The sequence below is a fragment of the Emticicia sp. C21 genome (genome assembly GCF_003418935.1).
In the GTDB taxonomy this organism is placed as follows: Bacteria; Bacteroidota; Bacteroidia; order Cytophagales; family Spirosomataceae; genus Emticicia.
In genome coordinates this window covers 73,677-99,179 of the sequence record NZ_QVMT01000012.1, presented here as the reverse complement: position 1 = coordinate 99,179, position 25,503 = coordinate 73,677, and the positions used below count along the sequence as shown (strand labels likewise).

The 25,503-nt window shown below is 39.0% G+C and carries 16 protein-coding genes; 10 read left to right on the top strand and 6 right to left on the bottom strand.

Annotated features, from left to right (window positions below):
* Positions 1–5: 5 nt before the first annotated feature.
* The 6 genes from D0T08_RS22225 to D0T08_RS27645 form a co-directional block, all read right to left on the bottom strand.
* Entirely contained in the window at positions 6–6,350 is a 6,345-nt protein-coding gene (locus D0T08_RS22225; protein ID WP_116984955.1) for a LamG-like jellyroll fold domain-containing protein, read from the bottom strand.
* 318 nt (positions 6,351–6,668) lie between these two features.
* The gene (gene gcvP / locus D0T08_RS22220) at positions 6,669–9,542 is read right to left on the bottom strand and encodes an aminomethyl-transferring glycine dehydrogenase (RefSeq protein ID WP_116984954.1); all 2,874 of its coding nucleotides are present in this window, start codon (positions 9,540–9,542) and stop codon (positions 6,669–6,671) included.
* 410 nt (positions 9,543–9,952) lie between these two features.
* Positions 9,953–10,810, bottom strand: coding sequence for a sugar phosphate isomerase/epimerase (locus D0T08_RS22215; RefSeq protein WP_116984953.1), 858 nt, complete (start codon positions 10,808–10,810; stop codon positions 9,953–9,955).
* Positions 10,811–10,931: 121 nt separating this feature from the next.
* Positions 10,932–11,849 carry a sugar phosphate isomerase/epimerase gene (locus D0T08_RS22210; protein WP_116984952.1) on the bottom strand — a complete coding sequence of 306 codons (918 nt, stop codon included), beginning with the start codon at positions 11,847–11,849 and terminating at the stop codon, positions 10,932–10,934.
* Between the two features lie 104 nt (positions 11,850–11,953).
* Positions 11,954–12,106, bottom strand: coding sequence for a hypothetical protein (locus D0T08_RS28005; protein ID WP_229239025.1), 153 nt, complete (start codon positions 12,104–12,106; stop codon positions 11,954–11,956).
* Between the two features lie 330 nt (positions 12,107–12,436).
* Positions 12,437–12,592 (bottom strand): hypothetical protein, encoded by a 156-nt coding sequence (locus D0T08_RS27645; RefSeq protein ID WP_158561329.1) that lies wholly within the window; start codon positions 12,590–12,592, stop codon positions 12,437–12,439.
* Between the two features lie 519 nt (positions 12,593–13,111).
* Here D0T08_RS27645 and D0T08_RS22200 point away from each other — a divergent pair.
* The 10 genes from D0T08_RS22200 to D0T08_RS22155 all read left to right on the top strand — a co-directional run bounded on the left by D0T08_RS22200 (position 13,112) and on the right by D0T08_RS22155 (position 25,503).
* Positions 13,112–13,738, top strand: a complete 627-nt coding sequence (locus D0T08_RS22200; protein ID WP_116984950.1) for a hypothetical protein — start codon at positions 13,112–13,114, stop codon at positions 13,736–13,738.
* A 148-nt stretch (positions 13,739–13,886) separates the two neighbouring features.
* Positions 13,887–15,302: a hypothetical protein gene (locus tag D0T08_RS22195; protein ID WP_116984949.1), complete on the top strand. Its 1,416-nt coding sequence runs from the start codon at positions 13,887–13,889 to the stop codon at positions 15,300–15,302.
* A gap of 285 nt (positions 15,303–15,587) precedes the next feature.
* On the top strand, positions 15,588–17,234 hold the full coding sequence (locus D0T08_RS22190) for a TldD/PmbA family protein (protein WP_116984948.1): 1,647 nt from the start codon (positions 15,588–15,590) through the stop codon (positions 17,232–17,234).
* A 29-nt stretch (positions 17,235–17,263) separates the two neighbouring features.
* The gene (locus tag D0T08_RS22185) at positions 17,264–18,580 is read left to right on the top strand and encodes a TldD/PmbA family protein (RefSeq protein ID WP_116984947.1); all 1,317 of its coding nucleotides are present in this window, start codon (positions 17,264–17,266) and stop codon (positions 18,578–18,580) included.
* Positions 18,581–19,038: 458 nt separating this feature from the next.
* Positions 19,039–20,679, top strand: coding sequence for a TldD/PmbA family protein (locus D0T08_RS22180; RefSeq protein ID WP_116984946.1), 1,641 nt, complete (start codon positions 19,039–19,041; stop codon positions 20,677–20,679).
* Positions 20,680–20,805: 126 nt separating this feature from the next.
* On the top strand, positions 20,806–22,143 hold the full coding sequence (locus D0T08_RS22175; RefSeq protein WP_116984945.1) for a TldD/PmbA family protein: 1,338 nt from the start codon (positions 20,806–20,808) through the stop codon (positions 22,141–22,143).
* 140 nt (positions 22,144–22,283) lie between these two features.
* The gene (locus D0T08_RS22170) at positions 22,284–22,898 is read left to right on the top strand and encodes a DUF4159 domain-containing protein (RefSeq protein ID WP_116984944.1); all 615 of its coding nucleotides are present in this window, start codon (positions 22,284–22,286) and stop codon (positions 22,896–22,898) included.
* 3 nt (positions 22,899–22,901) lie between these two features.
* Entirely contained in the window at positions 22,902–23,882 is a 981-nt protein-coding gene (locus D0T08_RS22165) for a MoxR family ATPase (protein WP_116984943.1), read from the top strand.
* Positions 23,883–24,163: 281 nt separating this feature from the next.
* Positions 24,164–24,625 (top strand): IS200/IS605 family transposase, encoded by a 462-nt coding sequence (gene tnpA / locus D0T08_RS22160; protein WP_116984942.1) that lies wholly within the window; start codon positions 24,164–24,166, stop codon positions 24,623–24,625.
* A 17-nt stretch (positions 24,626–24,642) separates the two neighbouring features.
* Complete coding sequence (locus tag D0T08_RS22155; RefSeq protein ID WP_116984941.1) at positions 24,643–25,503, top strand: DUF58 domain-containing protein; 861 nt, start codon at positions 24,643–24,645, stop codon at positions 25,501–25,503.

The window sequence follows — 25,503 nt, the reverse complement described above, 5'->3', positions numbered from 1 at the left end:
CTTAATTAATCAATACAACCTTCGCCCGGTTTAGCTGTGAATATAGTATTAGCTTCTGTTTTAAAGCCTGGTGTAAGTAAAATTGAGTTTTTGGCATCAAAATAAATATTTGCACCTGTCTGAATAGTACTACTTCCGGTTATTTGATTTTTAACCGATAATACTTGTTTCCCTTCTAACATTGAGTTATAAGTAATATCGGCTAGACAAGTAAATTTGGCTGCATCGAAACATGCGTTAGAATTATTTGTACTGTTTTTATATAAAGCCTGTACCTGTCCTGGTGATAACGCATTTCTATAAATTTGTAGGTCATCCATTTTACCTTTAAATACATAGCCTAAAAAACTTTCAAATGCTCTTCCGATATATCCTTTTAAATTGCTTACGTTCAGATTGCCTGATGTATAAGAGATAGTTTTTAATAGAATCCCATTAGAGTATAATTTTATTATATTGTTTTGTTTAGTAATTACCAAATTATACCAAGTATCAATAGCAGTAATTGGAGTATTTCCATCAATTAAATGTTGATAATCTCCTGCAGCAGTACCATAGTAAATGGCAGACTGACTCGCTCCCATATTCGTTCTAAGAATCAAAGACTCAGTTTTTCCACGGTATAGCTCAGGCTCAGGTGCACCATAAGGTGGCATTACAACAAAGATATTCCGCCCATTTTCATAAGCATCATGTATTGGAACATTAATCCAAATCGAAAAGGTATAGGCAGACAAATTTGATAATTCATCTAAAGGAATTTCACCATAGTTGCTACCGCTTCCTTCAAAAGATAAAGCACTATTCGGTTTATTAAAGCGGTCTGTAGTATAAGAGGCTCCAAAAAGGGTTCCATTATTGTTTCCCTTACCATCTGTCATATTTCCATTAAACGAATAACAGGAAATCAAAAATGGTATATTCAAGACAGTAACAGGAGCACTACCACTTGCAGTACCATTACCACAGGTATTTGAAAGGGAAGTAATAGTATAAGTAGTGGTAACTATCGGGGTAACGTTAAGAGTCAACGAAGATGTACTTGTTGTCTGACTTGTTCCGTTGTTAATTTTATAAGTCCATGGAGCGCTTCCAGTAAAATTGATGGTAAGATTTGCTGATTGACCCTCATTGATGGTTGCATTACCCATTAGTATAGCTGTACTGGTACTATTCACAGAAAGTGCCTGAGAAAAATTACTTATTACTGCAACATTATCAGATAGAACTAACCTGATTTTATAGCCGGTTCCAAGTTCCTGATTTGCCGGAATTTGAGCAACTATAGGGCTGGTAGTTCCGGAACCTATAACAATTGGTGATGCAAAACTTCCATTAGCATCAGATAATTCCGCTGTTATTGATCCTGTAATTTTCTGGGAAGAATATTGAATAGAGACATTCTGTCCCTTACACATAGTACTTGTTGAAACTGACAATAAATTAACAAAAGATATATCAACAATATCATCACAATTAGTCTGATTATATAAGGCTGAGATTTGAGAAGCATTTAAAGCTCTTCTATATATTTTTAAATCATCAAATTTACCTTTGAAACCATCACCTATTCCCTCATCCTCAAGAGACTTACCAATGTATCCTCTTAAACTACCCAGATTTGAATTGAAGGCAATAACTGAAATAGTTTTTAAAAGAGTCCCGTTTCTATACAATTTTACTACGTTATTCTCTCTTGTTACAACTATATGATACCAGGTATTAAGCGTAATTATATCAGTCGGTGTATTAAAGGGTGTAAAACATTGGCTATTATTAACATTACATACAGTTCCGTAATATAAGGCACTTCTTGCCTGCTCTTCACCAGGAAATGTGTTTTTAAGAGATATCGATTGAGATTTGCCATAATTATAATTAACACTTTCTCCAGGTGGAAGCTCAGGCATAACTGTAAAAATATTTCTCCCCCAGTTATTACCATTTATATCATAAGCAGCATGTTCTGAAGCATTAAACCATAGTGAAAATGTATACGCCGAACCATTTATTAGTTCGTCTAAAGGTATATCTACATAACTATTCTGGTAATTCCCATTCATTAATATGGCACTATTTGGGTTATTAAAACGGTCTGTTGTAAAACTTACTCCCGAACCCTTTGTTCCATGATTATTACCTTTGCTATCATTCAAATCTCCATTAAACAAATAACAAGAAACCAAATAAGGTTCATTAGTTACTGTAACCACCGCACTTCCGCTGGCAGTGCCACTACCACAAGCATTTGATATAGATGTAACAGTATAAGTGATTGTCGAAGTAGGTGAAACAGTTAAAGATAAAGGATTAATACTTGTAGTTTGGTTTACCCCATTATTAATTTTATATGTCCATGGGCCGCTTCCTGTAAAATTGACAGTAAGCGTTGCTGACTGCTCTTTTTTTATAGTTGTCGTACCCGATATAGTTGCTGTTGGCTTAGCTATTACAGTCAAATTTGTAAACTCAGGACTCGTATAAGCGGGTGAAGTAGTTACAATCCTGATTTTATAGGCTGTGCCACCAGGTGTATTAGCCGGAATAGTAACAGAGATTGGCGAGCTTGTGCCAGTTCCAATAGTAGTTGGACTTGTAAAATTGCCGCTGGCATCCGATAACTCTGCTTTGAAATTAGGACTAGGTGTATAGTTTGCTGTAAAAGGTACTGCGAAAGTTTGTCCAAAGCAAAATGAACTAGCAATATTACCTAAAATAATATTAGGATTCACTGTTACTACAACGCTTCCACTTACGGTACCGTTGCCGCAACTATTCGAAACTGAAGTAACATTATAAGTAGTAGTAGAAGTTGGTGAAACCTGAACTGTCAGAGGATTCGTACTAGTAGTCTGGCTCGTGCCATTATTAATTTTATAAGTCCAGGGGCCCGTTCCGCCAAAAGTAACGGTCAAATTTGCTGATTGTCCGTAATTAATAGTAGTTGTTCCAGAAATAGCTGCTGTAGCTTTACCTATTATGGTCAAACTTGCAGATTCTGGACTAGTATAGGCTGGTGAAGTAGTTACAATCCTGATTTTATAACCTGTACCATCAGCTGTATTAGCAGGAATAATTACTGAAATTGGAGAGCTTGTACCTGTTCCAATGGTAACTGGACTTGCAAAGCTTCCTATAGCATTTGATAATTCTACTTTAAAACTAGAAACAGGTGTATAGTTTGGGGTAAAGGATACATCAAAAGATTGCCCATAACAAAATGAATTAGCAATACTACCTAAAATAATATTTGGTGCAACAGTAATAGTTGCACTACCACTTACCGTTCCTATACCACAACTATTAGATATACTTGTAACTGCATAAGTAGTGGTGCTGGTTGGAGAAACCGAAATTGTAAGCGGATTAGTACTTGTGATCTGGCTTGAACCATTATTAATGGCGTATGTCCAGGGAGATGTACCTGTGAAGGTAATAGTCAGATTAGTACTTCCACCGTAAGGGATATTCCCTCCGCCCGATATAGTAGCTGTTGGTAGTGCTCCGCTCACATTAAGTGTAGCAGTAGTAATGCTTGTTAATGGAGATCCTCCACTTGAAACAATTCTTACTTTATATAAACTACTGCTTGGTGCATTAATAGGAATAGTAGCAGTAATAGGGCTGCTGATTCCGCTTCCAATCACAGTTGGATTAGCAAAGCTTCCGTTTTGGTCTGATAGCTGAACTTTAAGCGGCGAGCCTACTGTTGGGCTTATACTACTTGATGCATAATCTACACTAATGGTATTACCTGCGCAAACTGTTGTTGGCGATAGAGATTTTACCAGAATAATTGGCGAATTCTCAATGGTAGGGCAATTGCCTGTGTTAGCATATAGAGCATATACTTCTTCGTCATTCAAAGCACCTTTGTATAATCTTACATCATCGATTTTTCCATTAAAATAATTACCTAAGTTTGAACTATTGGCACCAATCCGGCCAATATCTGAGGTTTTAAAAGGAATATTATCTAAACTATAAGTAGTAGCCACCAGATTACCATTTACATACAAACGCAACTGCTGATAGGTTCTGACAGCCGTCAGGTGTACCCATTGGTTAGCGGCCCAGTTAGTAGTTGAGGTAGCTGTATAAGCTCCCCCGTTAGAATAAGAAATAAACTCCCAGCCTGAATTAGTCAAAGCTAAACCCTGAAAAGTATAAGTGCCCGCTTCTCCTTGTGATAATACATATTGTGTCCCACCTGAAATATTATTAGCCAATACCCAGGCAGACATAGTATATTCACGTTTACGCAAAAGGTTGGTAGTATATTCTATATAATTACTGGTGCCATTAAAAGAAAATGCTGAATTGGTTTGCCCATATCTGTTTTCGGTCAGTAATGCGCCAATGACGGTTGTTGTATTATTTGCTTTCTGATCACTAGCATTACCGTTAAAAGGCAGACAGGTTACATTCTGCTTTGTAAAATTAACTGTAATAGTTGCGCTAGTATTTCCATCTGGAGCAGCGTTACTACATACATTCTGTACTGATACAACCGTGTATGTTGTACTTTGGTCAGGTGTTACAGGAATGACCCATGGGCTTGTAGTGGCTGCACCACTCAATCCGGTTGACAAAACATAATTCCACGGGCCTGTCCCTGTAAAATTCAAGGAAATATTAGCCGATTGTCCGTCATTAATAGCGGTAGTACCGGTTATATTATAAGTTGCTGATTTATTAACGAATATATCAAAAGTGTTAATACTGATAATTGAGCCGTATCTGATTCTGAGTTTATGACTCCCGCCAGTTACGGTATTAGGAATGGTGACTGTCAGTGGCAAGAATTCAGAAGAACCAATGACTGTTGGGTTACTAAAATTACCACTTTCATCAGAAAGTTCTGCCACAAATGAAGTTCCCGTTTCGATAGTTAAATTATTAGTGATTCCTCTTACAATAAATGGGCTATTAGTACATATAAGATAAGTACTGACACTTTGAATTGAAATATAACTATCTTGAATTACATCATTACAATCAACAGAATTCTGAAGTAATAAAATCTCAGGATCAATCAATGATCCGTTGAAAATCTTAATGTCATCTACTTTACCTTTCAAAAACTTACTGCCTGCAATACTGCTTCCTATCCTGCCTGATAACGGACTACTATAAGTAGCTGTTCCGGAAGCAAAGGTTGAGCCTGTCAAAACCCCATCTATGTATAGTTTTAAAACTCCTCCGGTTCTCACAGCAACTAGTAAGTGCCAATCATTATTAACAATGGCAGTTGAATATACTTTTGAGTCATTTGAAAAGAATTTCCATGAAGGCGCACCATTGTAATATTCAACACCCAGATAATGGTCATCACTTGTGCCTCCCAATGACAAGATAACTTTTTCCGTATTAACACTTGTAGGCAATTCATCTAATTTTACCCAAGCAGCAACTGAAAAAGTAGTATTGTTTAGCTGATTGGTCGGTATACTGACATAATCGTTTATACCATCAAATTGCAAGGCTTTATTGGCTTCACTATTTCGGTTAGACGTAGTTAAAACACCATTCTGCAGCGTGCCATTATTTATTCCTTTTGAGTCAGTTGCATTTCCATCAAGCGGGAAACAGGATTTCATTAAAATGTTTCTTAGAACAGAGATCCCGACACTACCCGTACCGCTATTGGTACCGCAAAGGTTGCTTACCGAGTTAATGGTAAATGTTTGTGACGCAGTAGGATAAACATTTATGTTAACCGGAGAAGCATAGGCTGTTCCCATTGTTCCGTCTGAAAGCGTATAATTCCAGGGAGCACTTCCTGTAAAACTGAGGTTAAGTGTAACCGGCTGCCCTTCCGTAATAGTAGTACTTGTACCACTTAAAGTTGCTGTAGGTATGATTGTACAGTTTGGCAGATTGACCATGGCATAAGTAACGTTTCCACCAGTGGGCTGATTAATATTAATAGTTGTATTGGCATTCGAATAATTCGATACTACCATCACATATTTCTGTCCTGCCTGCGCATTACTAATATATAAATCTGGCCGGGTACCATCGAAATCACAGCTTATAGGTGTATTAAGTGTAGCTGCACAGGCATTAGCCATATCATTATTGCTAATTGGTCCCCAGATGGCTGCATCAACATCATAGTCATTTGTGTTAGAGAAATTAAACGACAAATTCCCTCCCGTATTAACTGTGATTACAAACCACGCCTGATTGGGTACCGAATACAAACAATCATAGTTAGCACCATTCGGGCCTGTCAGGTAAGAATTGTTATTGACAGGTGCACTATAAGAAAATGATGAACCTGTTGCATAATTGTTGGGGTCTGTAAATAACGAACAACCGACGCGATAATTCGCATCAGTAACCATACGTGGTATTGGTTAAATTGAACGTTTTTGTTGCGCTTGAGCAGAGATAAGACCGAAAATAAGCAAAATTGGTAGGAGTCTTTTCATTAAAAGTCACAAATTAATAATAAAGTGTATTAGGTATAATAAAGACAAAAATAATGTTTTTGCTAGAATTATAATAATATGACCAACTAATATTATGATAAATTAAATGGCCTAGTTAAATAAAGTAAAATACAAAACGCATAACCTACGACTTTGCTACATCTATATCAAACAAAAGAGGTGCAGCCAAAACTACACCTCTATCTGTATTCATATAAATTTCCTTAGAAATCACCCTTCATATTCCTCAACCGGAGGGCAAGCACACACTAAATTTCTATCTCCATATGCAGAGTCAATACGGCTTACGGTTGCCCAGAATTTGTTGGCTTTTACGTATGGTAACGGGAAAGCCGCTTTCTCTCTGGTGTATTGTTTGTCCCAGTTTTCGGCTAATACTACTGCCGCCGTGTGTGGTGCATTTTTCAATACGTTATTGGCTTTATCGGCATTGCCTGCTTCTACCTCACTGATTTCTTCTCTGATGTTTAACAAAGCATCACAGAAACGGTCAAGCTCTGCTTTTGATTCTGATTCTGTTGGCTCAATCATCAAAGTTCCTGCAACTGGGAACGACAAAGTTGGTGCATGGAAGTTGTAGTCCATTAAACGTTTGGCTACATCTTCCGCCTCTACTCCTGCCGATGATTTGAACGGACGTAAGTCAACAATCATTTCGTGCGCACAACGGCCATTGCTACCCGTATACAAAATCTGATATTTCTCTTCCAGACGAGCCTTGATATAGTTGGCATTGAGAATAGCGTATTTGGTAGCATTCGTTACACCTTCACCACCCATCATAGCAATATATGCATAAGAGATAGTCAGGATACTGGCACTACCATAAGGTCCTGCCGAGATAGCATGTACACCATCATAACCCGAAACAGGCACTACTTTATGGTTTGGTAAGAAAGGTACTAAGTGTTGCGCTACTCCGATTGGCCCCATTCCCGGGCCACCTCCACCATGAGGGATACAAAATGTTTTATGAAGATTCAGGTGGCAAACGTCCGCACCAATAGATGCTGGAGAGGTTAAACCTACCTGCGCATTCATATTGGCACCATCCATATATACCTGCCCACCATTTTGATGGATAATCTCACAGATTTCTTTGATTGATTCTTCAAAAACACCATGCGTTGATGGATAGGTCGCCATCAGACAAGAAAGTCTGTCGGCATATTGTTCAGCTTTCGCTTTTAGGTCTTCTACATCAATATTACCTCTTTCATCACATTTGGTTACAATCACCTGCATACCTGCCATCACAGCTGATGCAGGGTTGGTACCGTGTGCCGAAGATGGTATCAAGGCAATATTACGGTGTCCTTCTTCACGGCTTTCGTGATAGGCTCTGATAACCATTAAGCCTGCATATTCGCCCTGTGCACCTGAGTTTGGTTGCAACGACATTCTGGCGAAACCTGTAATAGCGCATAACCAATCGTTCAATTCCTGAAATAGTTGTTGATAACCTTGTGTTTGTTCCTGAGGGGCAAATGGGTGTATCTTACCAAACTCAGGCCATGTAACCGGAATCATCTCGGCAGTGGCATTGAGTTTCATGGTACAGCTACCCAAAGAAATCATTGAATGCACTAAAGACAAATCTTTGTTTTCCAAAGATTTCAGGTAACGCAACATCTCATGCTCGGTATGATAAGAACTGAACACCGGATGCGTCATGTATGTTGACGTACGATTCAGGCTCGGCGCAAAAACAATATCAATCTCATTTTTCAGGTTGATTTTTGCTTCTTTGCCACTAGCTTCTGCGAAGATGCTCAGCAATTCTTCTACATCAGCTAAGGTCTTGGTTTCGTCGAAAGAGATACTTACATTACCTTGTTCAAGGTATCTGAAGTTTACCCCTTTTGCTTCGGCAATTGCACGAAGAGCAGTGCTATCTTCTGTATGAAGTGTAACGGTATCGAAATAATTATGTGTCAATAACTGATAATCCAGACCTTCTACTGATTCAGCAAATAGTCTGGTTAAACCATGTACTTTAGCCGCTATATTTTTCAAGCCTTGTGGTCCATGATAGATACCATAAGCTGCTGCCATTACCGATAGTAGTACCTGAGCAGTACAGATATTAGAAGTAGCTTTTTCGCGACGGATATGTTGCTCACGGGTTTGTAAAGCCATACGCAAAGCACGATTACCTTGTGCGTCTATTGATACCCCAATGATACGCCCTGGAATCTGACGTTTAAAGGCATCTTTCGTTGCAAAATAAGCAGCATGAGGGCCACCATATCCCATAGGTACACCTAAACGTTGCGCAGAACCTACAACCACATCAGCACCCATTTCGCCTGGAGGAGTCAATAAGGTCAATGCCAATAAATCAGCTGCCACGGCTACTGTTACATTCAATTCATGTGCTGAGGTGATTAAATCAGTATAATCATAAACCTCTCCGTTTGTAGCCGGATATTGTAATAAAACCCCATACACATCTTCCTGTGTCAGGTCGAAAGTTTCATGGTTGCCTACCACAACTGTAATACCCAGCGGTTTTGCACGACCCAATACCACATCAATGGTTTGAGGGTGACAAAGCTCTGATATAAAGAAAGTATTAGCGTTTTTCTTCGCAGCCGGACGGATATTGTGCAACATCGTCAGGGCTTCTGCTGCCGCTGTTCCTTCATCTAGTAATGAAGCGTTAGCAATTTCCATACCTGTCAGGTCGATGACCATGGTCTGGAAATTCAGAAGCATTTCTAAGCGGCCTTGAGCAATCTCGGCCTGATATGGTGTATAAGCTGTGTACCACGAAGGGTTTTCTAGAATATTTCTTAGAATAACATTTGGTACTATGGTATCATAATATCCGGTACCGATATATGATTTAAAAATCTTATTTTTTTGTGCCAGCACTTTAAAATCGGCTAAGAAGTCAGCTTCTGATTTAGCCGCAGGCAGGTTTAAAGGAGTTTGCAGACGAATCTGTTCCGGAACTGTTTGATTGATGAGTGTGTCAAGCGAATCGGCGCCGATGGTTTTCAACATTGCCTGTAAATCATGTTCGCTTTTGCCTTGATGTCGGCTTTCAAAGGATTCTTGAGTATTGAGATTGATTTTCATCGGGAAGTTAAAATGTGTTATTGAACGACCCGCCGCAGCGGTAAATGACCTATTGTTAATACAACAATGAGTTCATTCCAGATTGTTCTGCAAATATAATAAAAATAGAAAATAGTTGTCGAAACAATTGAGCTGAATAGCAGATAAATTTTATTTGAATAAAATATTTAGCAGTTTGTTTTACTTTATGACATTTCTTTTTTAGATAAAATATCTAGCGAATTGGTAGAGTTATAGATAAAATATATTTAGTGAATGAGTGATTTAGTGAATGAGTGATTATGATATTTTATCTTGAACTGTGATTTAACTGATTTAAGTATTTCACTGATTCTAATTTACTAGTTAGCGACATTATTCCTTTTTCATGTAGAAGAATCAAGTAAATCAAAGTTCAAGATATTTATCACTCATTTCATTAGCCCTCTCACAAATTCATTATTCTGCAGATAGCTTTCGAACATGCTTTTTCCTTCGGGTACTGCGCCTTCTATCTGGATATTGCCTTTATAGCCTATTTCATCGATACAGCGTCTTACTTCTGCAAAATCAACTTTGCCTTTACCTAAGAGAGAGCCATTCTCTTTGAAGTGAAACTCGCAAATCTGGTTTTGCTTCCCCAACCACCGAATCTCTTTATAAATATCATAACCCATATGGTTCGAATTGGCTACATCATAATAACACTTCACAGCCTTTGAGCCTACCGCATCAATGATATGCATATGTTCTTCTGCACTTAGCCATGATTCTATGCCTAGCGTAATGCCCAATCTCTCTGCTTTAGGAGCTACTTGTCTGAATTTTTTAATAACAACTTCTTGACCTTTAGGGTCATTTTTTAAATCGCCATTATAGAAAAAGGCTAGTAAGATTACCTTAATGCCTAATGCTTTGGCTACATCTATACTATCAGAAACCCACTCGTCGGTTCGGTCGTCTGATTTATACGGGATGTTGTTCAACTCTCCTATACCTAAGCCTGTGAAACCTACCTTAAAAATATCAGCCAAAGCTTTGTAGGCTTGTTGTACTTCTTTCTGGCGTAGGTGCATATTGTTTTCTGCTGAACCCAGACTTACCTGTACGCCGTCTAAACCAATACGTTTAGCCATTTCCATGGCACCCAGATTACCGGTATTATTAATCGACCAGTCGCAGGCACCTATGCGAAACGGACTGTCTGCGGTGGCAGCAAACAGTTCATTATGGAAAAAGGAGGCCATCATGCCTCCCCCTATTCCTTTGATAATATTTCGTCGGTTCATGTGAGAAATTTATTGAGTGATTGTGTGAATTAGTGATTGAGTGATTAAAATTATGATTCATATTTCTTTGAATAACAATACTTTAATCACTCAATCACACACTCACTCATTCACTAAATTCTTACTTATATCCCCATTTATTGATGATCACTAAGTCTTCTTTGATAGAGTCTAACGGAGCTTTGCCTTGGTATGACTCCTGTTCGATGATGAAATGTGTTGTACCACCTGATTTTCTACCCATATCAATGATTTCCTTTACATTGATAATACCTGTACCAAGCACCGCACTTTCATATTTTTCGCCTGCTCCTGCCACTGTTCCAGCTACTGCAATTTCATCCTTTACGTGCATTGATTCAAAACGCCCAGGAAATCTTTTCAATAAATCGGCTGCTCTACCGCCACCACCATACATATTACCTATATCCAATTGTTGAATTACCAACTTCGGATCTGTATTTTGTAGAATAAGGTCATAAACTGGTATAGCATTCAATTTAAGGCTAAATTCAAAATCATGATTGTGGTAGCCAAATTTCATTCCTGACTTCTGACATAATTCACCCGATTTATTAAATACATCCATAAAACGTTTTAGACTATCCATATCTTTACGTAAGCTTACATCTAACCAAGGGCTGATTACATATTGCTGTCCGCAAATAGCTGCATCTTCAACCGTTTGTTTCCAGAGGTCAGTAAAGTCTCCTTTGGCTTCATCCCAGTGCTGTTTACCCATTACGGTATGTCCACTTGGCATTTTCAAACCTAAGTCATCCAATACTTTCTTAAATTCTGTAGCCGAATATCCGTAGAATTTACGATTGATATAGTTGGCGTGCTCGACGTTTTTATAACCCATGTTGGCTACTTTTTTCAAAGTACCTAATGCGTCTTTTTTCATATCGTCACGCACCGAGTAGAGCTGCACTCCTACTATTTCTCCTTTCTTTTTTGCTGCAAATAACTCATGAGATAAGGCAGTGGAGGCTGCAAGAGCCATAGCTCCTTTTTGCAAGAAGTCTCTTCTTTTCATAGTAATACTGATAGGTTTTTTGAAGATTACGGTAATGTCCGCTTGGTTGAATTCTTAAATTTACTAATTGTCAATAGGATAAATAAATAAATCATTAAAAAATTTTACAAATAAGGCGAAACCGCTGTTTTCAACGACATAATCAGTTCTTCATCCATAAACTGGTATTCGTCAGGAATATCCAGCACAACAATTTCTTTCTCATTAACGAGGTTTGGAAACTTTTGTTGAATGCGTTGCTTATGTTTTTTCTCCATTACAAAAACGATGTCTGCCCACTGTAAAAGTTTTTCAGTCAACTTGATACGTGCAGAGGGTTCTGTACCTGCTGATTTAGTTTGGTGAAATTCGTGATTTTTAAAGGGGACGCCTAGTCAACAGCTTCAGCAGTCGGACTACGCCATTGGTTCCGGCTACAGACAAAAAGGAGGTTCATCAATTGTTCAATTACTTATTTTTTAATTTAACTACTATTAATATGAGATTGTGCAGTCTTCATCAAAAGGTTCCTACCATATTGGCTACCTTTTCTTGCTCCGTTTGAGGGGTCGTAATTCTGATTTTTCTCGAACCATTCCTGTGCTCATTCAAAAGGTTCCCACCATATTGGTAACCTTTTTCTGCTCTGTTTGAGGGGTTATTACTTTACCAAACTCCAAAACTACTTGATGATAAGCGTAGCCAATCGCTCTTTTAAAAATACCTCTGTTCTCTGCATGAATCTTGTTTCCATCTACAGTCATAAATTTGTTATTATGTGGATTCTAACCAGGACTGGCGTCCTTAAGTGGGTATTCCCTAACCGGGCGTCCCTAAATTTCTGTCTTTATTTTGGATTTTCAAAGGGGTGAGAAAGGTTTTGCATAGAATCATACTGTTGTATACCCAATGGGATGGCGATTATACCTTCACTATCCAACAATACAATTCTGGTGTACTGATATCCCCTTCCCTCTTGAAAAAGGTGCACCACTTCAGTCTACATTAAAAAATGTTCGCTCGAAACCACATTCTTTTTAGAGACTTTCTGAATGCTCGACCACTACTTTTTTGTTCAAATCAATACCTGAATTTCCAAAGTCTTCTTCGTCTATCACTAACCAAACCTTTCACTTACCGTTTAGTAAAATAATAATAAAACTCATGGAAACCCTTTGTCTTTTGGCGAACTTTGGAAAAATCTTTTAATTAAAGACAAAAAAACATGACTTTTCGGCTTTATCACCCCGTTTGATAAAGGTATTTTTAATTACGTAATAGCTATGAAAAATTCACAAATTTTACTACTTGGAATTATTGCCCTGAGTAGTTGTAAATCCTCTGACCCTACTCCTGTTCCGGTTGAAAAAACCGAATTCACAGTTGAAAGCATTATCGGAACCAATACCGGAAATATTGTTGCTTCACGGAAAGGTTTTTTTAGTCTGTCTGATGGTAAAGTGTATTCGCAAACAGAAGCGGTTGCTGTTTCAGATCAGATTGATTTTGCATACAATTATCATGGAGGTGGCTGTAATACCTGTCGTTTTTTTGAAAACGCAAAACAGATGTCAACCCGAACCGGCTATGTTGGTTCATTCAGCACTATTACCGATTCACGGATAATGAATGTGGAAGAAAATAACAAAATGTCGGTAGCCGCTTTCGATTCTGTTCAAACATCCGTTGATTTTGAACGAGTTGTCAAAAACTATAAAATCGACTTTGACAAAATGTATGGTTCTGCTGATGTAACCAACCGAACCACCGATGCAGCCACCGGAAAGGTCTTTGGATTTAAGGACAAAAAGGGTAGAGTTGGTTTTTTTAAAATAGGTAACTATACAGCCAATGTGGCTACCGGTAGTACCGCTCCTTTAACCATTAGTGTCAAACTGAAACCTTTGTAAAATCTATAAAACGGCTTCCTGAAATAAATTTAAGAGTAATGAACCTGACCGAAAACAGACATTACTCTTATTTGCTTCCGTAAATATTGTGAGCTTGCAATAGTCTTCTTATCTTTCCTCTCTCGGCTTATTCAACCACATTTCATGTATGCCCCGCAATTTCTATTCCTCTGCCATTACCTTTACTGCTATTTATGCTGTTCTTATTTTGTTTAAGAGCATTGTTTATCTGGTGGTTGGTGTGCACGCCAATAATCTATCATCTATTAATGGTTGGTTTACTTTTGAGTTTCTGGTATGGTTGGTGTGGTCGGTTATTTTGTTGAAATATTTTCATTTCTATCAATATTCGTTTGCTTTTTGGGCACTTATTCTGTCCATTACTGCCTCTACCTTTCATTTTTTCTCTTTTCTGCGACTCATGCAGACCAGGGAGATACTTAATTATCATATTCTTTTCATTATCATTTCTCTGGCAGCAGGTATATTGTATGCGATAAGCCTGCTCAATTCTGGTATAGGTAAAAAACGATGGCTAAGAATAGCGGGGATTGTACTATTGGTTGAAGGAATCGTTATGACCTCAGCTATTATTTTGACGATAAACTCTACTAGTTTTATGCAAAGTGGCATGATGATGCGGGTGGAACAATGGGTGGGATTAGCCGGAACATTAGTGCCGATTGCCTTTATTTTTCATTTTCGGGAAGAAAAGAAAATAAGTAAAGATATACCTGCCTCTGGTATGGAATCATGGATAAGCACTATGAGTTTTACTATATTTATTATATCAATGGGTGGGTCATATTTCTGTTTTATTCTATTGATGGATAGCCTTGATATTGATAAAAATGCCAGACGAGAAGACGCTCATCTCAAAAAAATCGCTGAACCCTTCGAAGCAGGCATCTATGTCAACAACCAAAAGGATACACTCCGCTATCGATTATTGAAACCCCTTAATTACGACTCAACCAAGCAATATCCATTGGTAGTGTGTTTGCATGGAAGTTCGGGATGTGGGATTGATAACTTAAAACAGATTGGTTCCTCTCTTCTTGTACCTTTGCTTTCAAAACCTGAAAACAGGGCTAAATATTCTGCTTTTCTTTTTGTACCTCAATGTCCTGTGGGCTCCACCTGGGGAGGAATCCCTAATTTCCCGGCTGTTGATTCGTTGGTTTTTGAAACAATTGCTTCATTAGAACAAAAACTCCCGTTAGATACAAATAGATATTATGTAGCAGGCAATTCATTGGGTGGCTATGGTGCCTGGCATTTTATCTCCACACGCCCTACCCTGTTTGCTGCGGCCATTCCGATTTCAGGCGCTGGCGATGCTTCATTAGCCCAAAATGCTGTCAATGTGCCTGTCTGGGCTTTTCATGGTGCTAACGACAGAAATGTTCCTGTAATCGGCTCACGGGTGATGATTGATGCTATAAAAAAAGCAGGTGGAAATCCTAAGTACACTGAATATCCTGATAAAGCCCATAATATCTGGAATGAGGTAAGTGATACTCCGGGATTGTTGGATTGGCTGTTTGACAAGAAGAAAAAATAACACATTATATGACCACCCAGCTCGAATAAATCCAATTCTATCCTTATCTATACGTATACTTAAGTCGCTGAAAACCCTCATTTGGTCGTAGCTCAATGGCAGTGTTTTAATTTTTGGTTATGTTTAAGAATGTTTTTTTAACATAAACTAAACTTATACCCTCTACAAGAACCTGCTATTCACCCATATTGGGGGAATTTTAGAGTAAAAATTGCGAAGTATAGAGTTTTTTTTCATTTTTACGAATAGTATTTCATCTTTCAAACTTCAATTACTCACCCAATTATGAAAAGACGGGATTTTATCCAATTGTCGGGTATGGGTCTGGGGGCTATGATGGGTTCAACCATACCTGTTTTAGGTAACATAGTTCCGGTTGAACACCTGCTCGAGCCCGGGGCTGACGCCGCTACGAAAAAGAAAATGGCCGATGTGGCACTCAATGCCGCTAAATCCAAGGGAGCTACTTATACCGACGTACGTATCGGTCGTTACCTGCAACAGTTCCTCTTTACCCGTGAAAACAAAGTACAGAACATCGTAAACGCTGAGTCTTATGGTGTGGGTATCAGAGTAATAGCCAATGGCACATGGGGATTTGCCGCTACCAGTGATGTAAGCAACGCAGGTATTGCCAAAGCAGCCGAAACAGCTGTTGCCATTGCGAAAGCCAATGCAAAAATCCAGACAGAGCCAGTGATATTGGCCCCTCAAAAGGGCGTGGGCGAAGTTACCTGGAAAACGCCAATCAAAAAGAATGCTTTTGAGATTCCGGTACAGGAGAAAATCGACTTGCTGATGAAAGTAAACAGCGAAGCCATGAAAAATGGTGCTGGCTTTGTTACTTCCAACCTGTTTTTTGTAAACGAACAAAAGTATTTCGCTTCTTCAGATGGTTCATATATTGATCAGGACGTACACCGTATCTGGCCAACATTTACTGTAACAGCTGTTGACCGTCAGGCAGGAAAATTCAAAACTCGTGATGCTATCAGTTCACCCATGGGTATGGGTTATGAGTATTTAGATGGCTTAGCGAGTGAGAAAATACCTGGACCAAATGGTTTGGTAGGTTATCGCAACTCTTACGATATGGTGGAAGATGCGATCAATGCTGCCAAACAAGCCAAAGAAAAAATGACAGCCAAGTCGGTATTGCCAGGCAAATATGATTTAGTGCTTGACCCTAACCACTTAGGATTAACCATCCATGAGTCGGTAGGTCACCCAACAGAACTTGACCGGGTATTGGGTTATGAAGCCAATTACGCCGGAACCAGCTTTGCTACTTTAGATAAATGGAAAACCAAGAACTTTAATTATGGCAGCAAACAGGTAAACATTGTTGCCGATAAAACGCAACCTTATACTTTGGGTACTGTAGGATACGACGACGAAGGTGTGCCATGCAAAGAGTGGGATTTGATTAAAGATGGAATTCTGGTAAACTATCAGGCTATCAGAGACCAAGTGAATATTCTGGGAGAAAAAGAATCGCATGGCTGTTGCTATGCCGATAACTGGAACTCGGTGCAATTCCAACGTATGCCAAACGTATCGCTTCGTCCGGGTGCAGAAAAACTGAACGTGATGGATATGATTAAAGGCGTTGAGAAAGGTATCTACATTATTGGTCGTGGTTCGTATTCAATTGACCAGCAACGGTATAACTTCCAATTTGGCGGCCAGCTATTTTATGAAATCAAAAATGGTGAATTAGCAGGAATGCTTGACGATGTGGCTTATCAATCAAATACGCAGGAATTCTGGAACTCATGTGCACAGATTTGTGACAAAGACGACTACCGTACCTTTGGTTCATTCTTCGATGGAAAAGGTCAGCCGTCTCAGGTAAGTGCGGTATCGCATGGTAGTTCTACTACTCGTTTTAATGGTGTCAATGTCATTAATACAGGCAGAAAACTTGGTTAATCTAAAACCTCTCAAAAAGAACATTCACAATGGCAATATTAACAAAAGAAGAAGCTAAAAAGATAATCGACAAGGTTTTAGCTTTCTCAAAAGCAGACGAAATGAGTGTTGGTCTTACAGGCCGTCGCACCGGAAATATTCGTTATGCCCGTAATACCGTTTCTACCAGTGGCGAATCAACAGACTTATCATTGGCGGTAACAGCAGTTTACGGCAAGCGCTCTGGTACATCAACTATCAATGAGTTTGATGATGCCTCTTTAGAAAAAACAGTTCGCAGGGCAGAAGAAATAGCCAAACTGGCTCCTGAAAACCCTGAGTATATGCCTATGTTAGGGCCGCAAACCTATTTAGAGTCTAATACTTTTGCTCAAAAAACTGCGGATATTAACCCTGATTTCAGAGCAAAAGCCGCTTTCGATAGTATTGACCCATGTTCCAAAAAGAATCTGGTAGCGGCAGGTTATCTTGAAGATACCACTGGCTTTTTTGCTATCGGTAATAGTAAAGGTCTATTTGGGTACAATAAAGCAACGTCAGTAGATTTCTCAATCACCGTTCGTACAGCAGATGGTTTGGGTTCAGGGTATGCAATCAAAGATTTCAACGATGTATCGAAACTGAATACTAAATCGACTACCGAAGTAGCTATGCAAAAGGCAATGGCTTCGGTAAATGCACAGGCATTAGAGCCGGGCAAATACACCGTTATTTTAGAACCTGCAGCATCGGTTGAATTATTACAAAACATGATGCGTAGCATAGATGCCCGTAATGCCGATGAAGGAAGAAGCTTTATGAGCAAAAAAGGTGGCGGTACTCGTTTAGGAGAAAAACTATTCGACGAAAGAGTAAATATCTATTCTGACCCTACCAATGGAGAAGTACCAAACGCAGGGTTTTCAGGTGATGGTCGTCCACAAGAAAAAATCTCATGGATTGAGAATGGTGTGGTAAAAAACCTGACTTATTCAAGATTCTGGGCAGATAAAAAAGGCGTTAAGGCGGTTCCACCACCAAACGGATTCCTGATGCAAGGTGGTACACAGTCATTAGCTGATTTAATTAAAGGTACTGAAAAAGGTATTCTGGTGACGCGTTTCTGGTATATCCGCGCCGTTGACCCTCAAACCTTGCTATATACAGGTCTTACCCGTGACGGAACTTTCTATATTGAGAAAGGACAAATCAAGTTTCCGGTAAAAAACTTCCGTTTCAACGAAAGTCCGGTTATCATGTTGAACAACCTTGAAGCGATGGGAGCTCCGGTACGTGTAGGTGGTAACATGATTCCACCGATGAAAATCAGAGACTTTACGTTCTCATCGCTTTCTGATGCGGTGTAAGAGTTGTTTTTTAATATAAAACGGATATGATTTAGTTTTTGAGGTTTTAATCCCGTAGGGATGATATATCGGTAGAAAAAACAAGGGAATTATGCTTTGTATCCCGCAGGGATAATATATTATTATTCGTCGATTTTAATATATCGTCCCTACAGGACTTAATACTCCTCATATTCAATATTTCTACCAATATACCGTCCCTAACGGGGCTAAAGAACAGAATTTGCAGTTAGTTCTTCAATTCGACAATCTGCATCGCAACGGCGAACCGTTTGACAATCGAAATTAAAAAGCCTTAAACACGCTATTTAACATCATTTAACGGGCCTCTCAGCACATTTATTGGGCCATTTATCAAAATCCCCCTTACTGGGTTAGTATTTAGTTCATTTTAATTCTTACTTTTATAGTTACACTAAAATTAATCTTTCACTAACAAATAAAAAACTGAAAAAGCTTTGAAAAGAAGAGACTTTATCCAATTATCTGGTATGGGATTTGGTGCAATGATGTTGCCCAATATTCCGATTATAGGCAATTCGGTTTCACAGGAAGCCCTTTTAGATGGAGGCATAGATGTGGCACTGAAGAAGCGTTTAGCTGATGCTGCCCTGAATGCTGCCAAAGCCAAAGGTGCTACCTACACCGACATACGTATCGGTCGATACCTGAATCAGTTTGTCGTAACACGTGAAGACAAAGTGCAGAATATCGTCAATACTGAGTCTTATGGTGTAGGGGTACGTGTAATTGCCAACGGTTGCTGGGGATTTGCCGCTGTGGTAGATGCCAAAACAGAAGCCGATACAGCCAAAGCTGCCGAAGAAGCGGTAGCTATTGCAAAAGCCAACTCTAAATTATTGAAAGAGCCTGTACAACTAGCTCCACAAAAAGGCTTTGGTGAAGTAAGCTGGAAAGCTCCGATTAAAAAGAATGCCTTTGAAGTACCTATTAAAGAGAAAGTAGATTTATTATTAAGTGTTAACGATGCTGCCCTGAAAAATGGGGCGAACTATGTTAACTCGGTATTATTCATGGTGAATGAGCAAAAATACTTTGCTTCAACTGATGGTTCATACATCGACCAGGATATTCACCGTATCTGGCCTATTGCCTCAGTAACGGCTATCGATCCTAAAACAGGTAAGTTTGAAACCCGTCAGGCATTAAGTGCTCCGGTTGGGATGGGTTATGAATACTTACAGGCCAATCCGTCAGATAAAATAGCAGGTATCACTACCCGTTACAATAAAGGCTACGATATGTTAGAAGATGTAACGGCAGCAGCTCAACAAGCCAAAGCAAAACTGACAGCCAAATCGGTAGAAGCAGGTAAATATGATTTAATATTAGACCCATCGCACTTGTGGCTGACAATCCATGAGTCGGTAGGTCACCCATTGGAGCTTGACCGCGTCTTAGGTTATGAAGCCAACTTTGCTGGTACCTCATTTGCTACGTTAGATAAATGGCAAAGCAAAAATTTCAACTATGGTAGCAAACAAGTAAATCTATTTGCTGATAAAACACAGGTAGGTTCACTAGGCGCTGTAGGTTGGGATGATGAAGGTGTACAGACCAAACGCTGGGACTTGGTGAAAGACGGAACGCTGGTAAATTATCAGGCTATCAGAGATCAGGCGCATATCATTGGCGAAAAAGAATCACACGGCTGTTGCTATGCAGATAGCTGGTCGTCAGTTCAATTCCAACGTATGGCTAATGTATCATTAGCACCAGGTAAAACCCCGCTTTCGGTAGAAGAAATGATTAAAGATGTGAAAAAAGGAGTATATATTATCGGAGATGGTTCGTTCTCAATTGACCAACAACGCTATAACTTTCAGTTTGGCGGGCAATTGTTTTATGAAATCAAAGATGGTAAAATTGAAGGAATGTTAAAAGATGTGGCGTATCAGTCGAATACGCAAGAATTCTGGAATTCTTGTACGCAGATATGCGACGAAAGAGACTATCGTTTAGGCGGTTCGTTCTTTGACGGCAAGGGGCAACCCTCGCAATCAAGTGCGGTATCTCATGGTAGTTCAACGGCTCGTTTTAATGGGGTAAATGTCATTAATACGGCTCGTAAAATCTAAATCTTTTAATTTTCGGAGAAAGGAAAAAGGAGTAAGGAAAAAGTATCAGTTTGATTTATAAAAAATGCTTGTTCCTGTATCCCTTCTCCTTGTTCCATGTTCCTTTAACCATTAAATCTTAAATCAATGGCTGTTATACTAACCGAAGCAGAAGCTAAAGCCTTGTTACAAAAGGTTTTAAAATATTCTAAAGCAGATGAATGTGAAGTAAATCTGCTGGGTGAAACACGTGGTAATATAAGATATGCTCGTAATGAGGTATCTACCAGTGGTGCACTCACCAACGTAAACTTACAAGTGCAATCTGCCTACGGTAAAAAAGTAGGTGTCGCTACTATAGACGAATTAGATGATGCGTCTATCGAGAAGGTAGTACGTCGCTCTGAGGAGTTAGCACAATTGGCTCCTGAAAACCCTGAATATGTAGGTGTTTTAGAGCCTCAACAATATGTAAAATCGAGTGGTTATTTTGACTCTACTGCCAATATCACCCCTGCGACGCGTGCAGATGCAGTAGAAAAAAGTCTTAAACTCACCAGAGATCAGAATCTGATTGCGGCAGGTTTCTTAGAGGATCGCAAAGGCTTTAATGCCATGATGAACTCTAAGGGTTTATTTGCCTATTATCTGGACTCAAATGTTAATTTCTCTTTGACTGTCCGTACTCAGGATGGTACAGGCTCTGGTTATGTAGCCAAAGGGTACAGCGATGTTAATAAATTGGATACAGCCGCTGCCACCAGGATCGCTATTCAGAAATCAAAGGGTTCTGTAGGAGCAAAAGCGCTAGAGCCAGGTAAATACACCGTAATTCTAGAGCCAACTGCCGGAGTAGTATTGTTGGAGAACCTTTATTTTGACATGGATGCCCGTAGCGCTGACGAAGGACGTTCGTCGATGAGTAAACCGGGTGGAAAAACCAAATTAGGGGAAAAAATAGTAGATGAGCGCGTAACTTTCTACTCAGATCCTCAACATCCTGAATTACCTGCTGCGGCATGGTCAGGTGATGGACAAGCGCAAAAGAAATTATTCTGGGTTGAAAAAGGTGTTGTTAAAAACTTAGCCTATTCAAGATTCTGGGCTAAAGAAAAGGGTGTAAAACCTGTACCTTTCCCAAATAACATGATTATGGAAGGCGGTACTGCTACACTTGAGGATATGATTAAAAGTACCAAAAGAGGCATTTTGGTTACTAAATTATGGTATATCCGCTCGGTTGACCCTCAGACATTATTACAAACAGGTCTTACACGTGACGGGACTTTCTATATTGAAGACGGTAAAATCAAACACCCAATCAAGAATTTCCGTTTTAATGAGAGTCCGATTATCATGCTCAATAACCTTGAAACACTAGGTAAACCAGAGCGTGTAGTAAGTACAGAATCGAATCAGAATTATATAGTTCCGCCAATGAAAATCAGAGAATTCACCTTCTCTTCACTTTCGGATGCGGTTTAATTAGTCGGAGAAAGGAGAAAGGAGAATGGAACAAGCATGATGGAGAAGAAATTATTACCTTCTTTTTGTTCCATTCTCCTTTCTCCAAACCCAATTCTCCAAAACACCAAAGAAAATTGATTAATAATACTTCATCAAACTTGAAACCATTCGTTTTCACTCGGATTCAATACACTTCGGGGGATTGGGATACTGACCAACGCATGCCCGTTAATATCCTGAATTCGCTGGTGGAATATACTACTATACCAATCGACGAAAAAGAAAAGGTAGTATTATTGAGTAGCAACGAAATATTCAAAAGTCCTTTCTGTTACCTGAGTGGTCATAAACTAGTCGAATTTTCAAGTCAGGAAAGAGACCATTTCAAGAAGTACGTAGAAAACGGCGGCTTTGTCTTTGTTGATGATTGTAATCATGACGTTGACGGACTCTTTGCCAAATCTTTTGAGCAGGAAATGGCTCGTACTTTTGGCGCCAAAGCACTGCAAAAAATACCCAATACACATCCTCTTTACCATTCGTTTTTTCATTTTGATGGACCTCCTACTACCAGTTTCGAGCTAAATGGCTGGGGTGATGACCTTGTACATGATTATCTGAAAGCCATTCAGATTAACGGAAGAATCGGTGTATTATACAGTAATAAAGATTATGGTTGCGAATGGGATTATGACTTCAGAAATAAACGGTGGTTAGCCGAAGACAATACTAAATTTGGTGTAAACATCATTACATACGCATTAACAGTTTAAACATTGGAAACACAAGCATTAACCCACTATAAATTACTGGTAGCTAAATTACCACACTTAAAAAAAGAAATCGGTAAGGTCATTGTTGGTCAGCAGGAGGCTATCAATGAGATATTAATCAGTCTGTTGGCAGGTGGACATTGTTTGCTGGAAGGTGTACCCGGACTGGCTAAAACATTAATGGTAAAAACCATGTCAGAAGCCCTTGAGATGAAATTTAAACGTGTGCAGTTTACACCCGATTTAATGCCCGGCGATATTATAGGCACCGAGATTCTGGAAGAAGACCATGAAACAGGCAAGAAGTTTTTCAAGTTTAACCAGGGGCCAATCTTTGCCAATATAGTTCTGGCTGATGAGATTAACCGTACGCCTCCTAAAACACAAGCAGCTTTATTAGAGGCCATGCAGGAGTATAAAGTTACTTATGCAGGTACGAATTATGATTTACCCCTACCCTTTCTGATTATTGCTACGCAAAATCCTATTGAGCAAGCAGGTACGTATCCATTACCCGAAGCCCAATTAGACCGTTTCTTATTATATATCAAATTAGGCTATCCGTCAGAGCAAGAAGAATTAAATGTTCTGAAGAGTACTACAGGTATTAGCAAACAAACCTTGCAGACAGTATTGACCGACAAAGAAATTATTGACCTACAGAAATTAACCCGACAAGTTCATATCAGCGACGAGTTAATTTCTAGAGTGAATTCTTTGGTAAGAAATACCCGTCCGGCTAATAGTAACTCTGCCTTCGTAAAACAATGGTGCAATTGGGGTGCAGGGCCACGCGCCGGGCAAGCTTTGATTCTCTGCTCAAAAGCAAGAGCTGTATTGAACGAACGTTTTTCGGTAATTCCGGAAGATATTGAGACTTTAGCTTATCCGGTATTACGCCATAGAATAGCATTGAATTTCCGTGCTGAGGCTGAGAATATTACCACGGATGATGTGATTGGGGAATTGTTGAAGAGCAAGTAAGGAGATTTATAATAAATGGGCAAAATATCCCGTAGGGATAATATATCGGTAGAAAGAAACCAGCACTTAAAGGTTCTAAGTCCCGTAGGGACGATATATCGGTAGGAAAAGATAATGAGTGCGATTGGGTATCCCGTAGGGATGATATATTAATAATTCGACAATTAGTTTAATATACCGTCCCTACGGGACTTGAAATCTTGAGAAGTACAATATTTTCTACCGATATATCGTCCCTACGGGACTAAAATCAAAAGTTAAAACTTACTCATATTTATATTATGGCAAATACTTATACTCAAATTCATTTGCATATAATATTTGCCGTAAAATATCGGGATGGGCTTATTCAAATCTCTTGGAAAGATGAGCTTTATAAATACATCACAGGAATAGTACAGGAACGAAAGCACAAATTAATCATTATCAACGGAATGCCTGACCACTTACATATTTTGATAGGAATGCATCCGACACAATCAATTGCTGATTTATTACAAGACATAAAAGGCAATTCATCAACATGGATTAACAAGAGGAAATTAGTAAGAGGAAAATTTGAATGGCAAGAAGGATATGGCGTTTTTTCTTATGGGAAATCTCAAATAAAAGACGTAATCAAATATATTGAAAACCAGGAAGAACATCATCGGAATAGGACTTTCAGAGAAGAATACCTGTGTTTTCTAGAAAAATTTGAGGTGGAATATGATGAAAAGTACATTTTTAAAGAACTGGTTTAAGTAATAAAAACTCATTAATGCTCACTACCGAACTCATTAAATTAAATAATCTGCAACTGGCTGGGCGATTGGTTAGTGAAGAAGTCATGCTGGGAATTCATGGCAGCAAGCGTTCGGGGATCGGAACAGAATTTGAGCAATATAGGCACTACGAACCGGGAGACGACCCCAAAAGAATTGACTGGAAACTCTATGCCCGTACACAAAAACATCTGGTTCGGGAATCGTCTACTGAAAGCAACCTCCATATCCGTTTTGTTTTAGATTTATCAGGTTCTATGAATTATCAGGAGAAAGCGATAAGTCGTCTACAATACTGCAAAATCCTTTTGGCATCCTTAGCTTATTTAGGATATCGCCAAAGTGACCAGATGAGTTTGTATACCTTACAAAATGGTGATTTGCAGACATTAGTGCCCTTTGGCAAGCAATCATTTCAACGCATTTTATATTCACTGGAAAAAGCTGAAGCAAGTGAGCAATGGAAAAACAGCAATCCTAAATTCCCTGAGTTTCAACAAAAGCAAAAAGAACTGATTGTATTGGCATCTGATTTTTTGCAGGCAGATGACGAATGGCTAAAGTTGATTAAGAATATCGCTAATCCAAGACGGGACATTGTGATTTTTCAGGTCTTAGGTGAAGACGAAGTAAATTTTGATTTGAAGGGTTTTTATCGTTTTAAAGACTTAGAAACACAAAAAGAAATAGAATTACAAGCAGAGACGATTAAAGATGAGTTTAAATCGGCAGCTCAAGCCTACCTTAATAATCTGGAAGAGGCACTGCAGATACCAAATGTAAATTTAATCAGAATCACACTCAATGAACCCATTGCAAGGGTGATTACGGATTCATTAAAGAAAAGAAAATTGTAA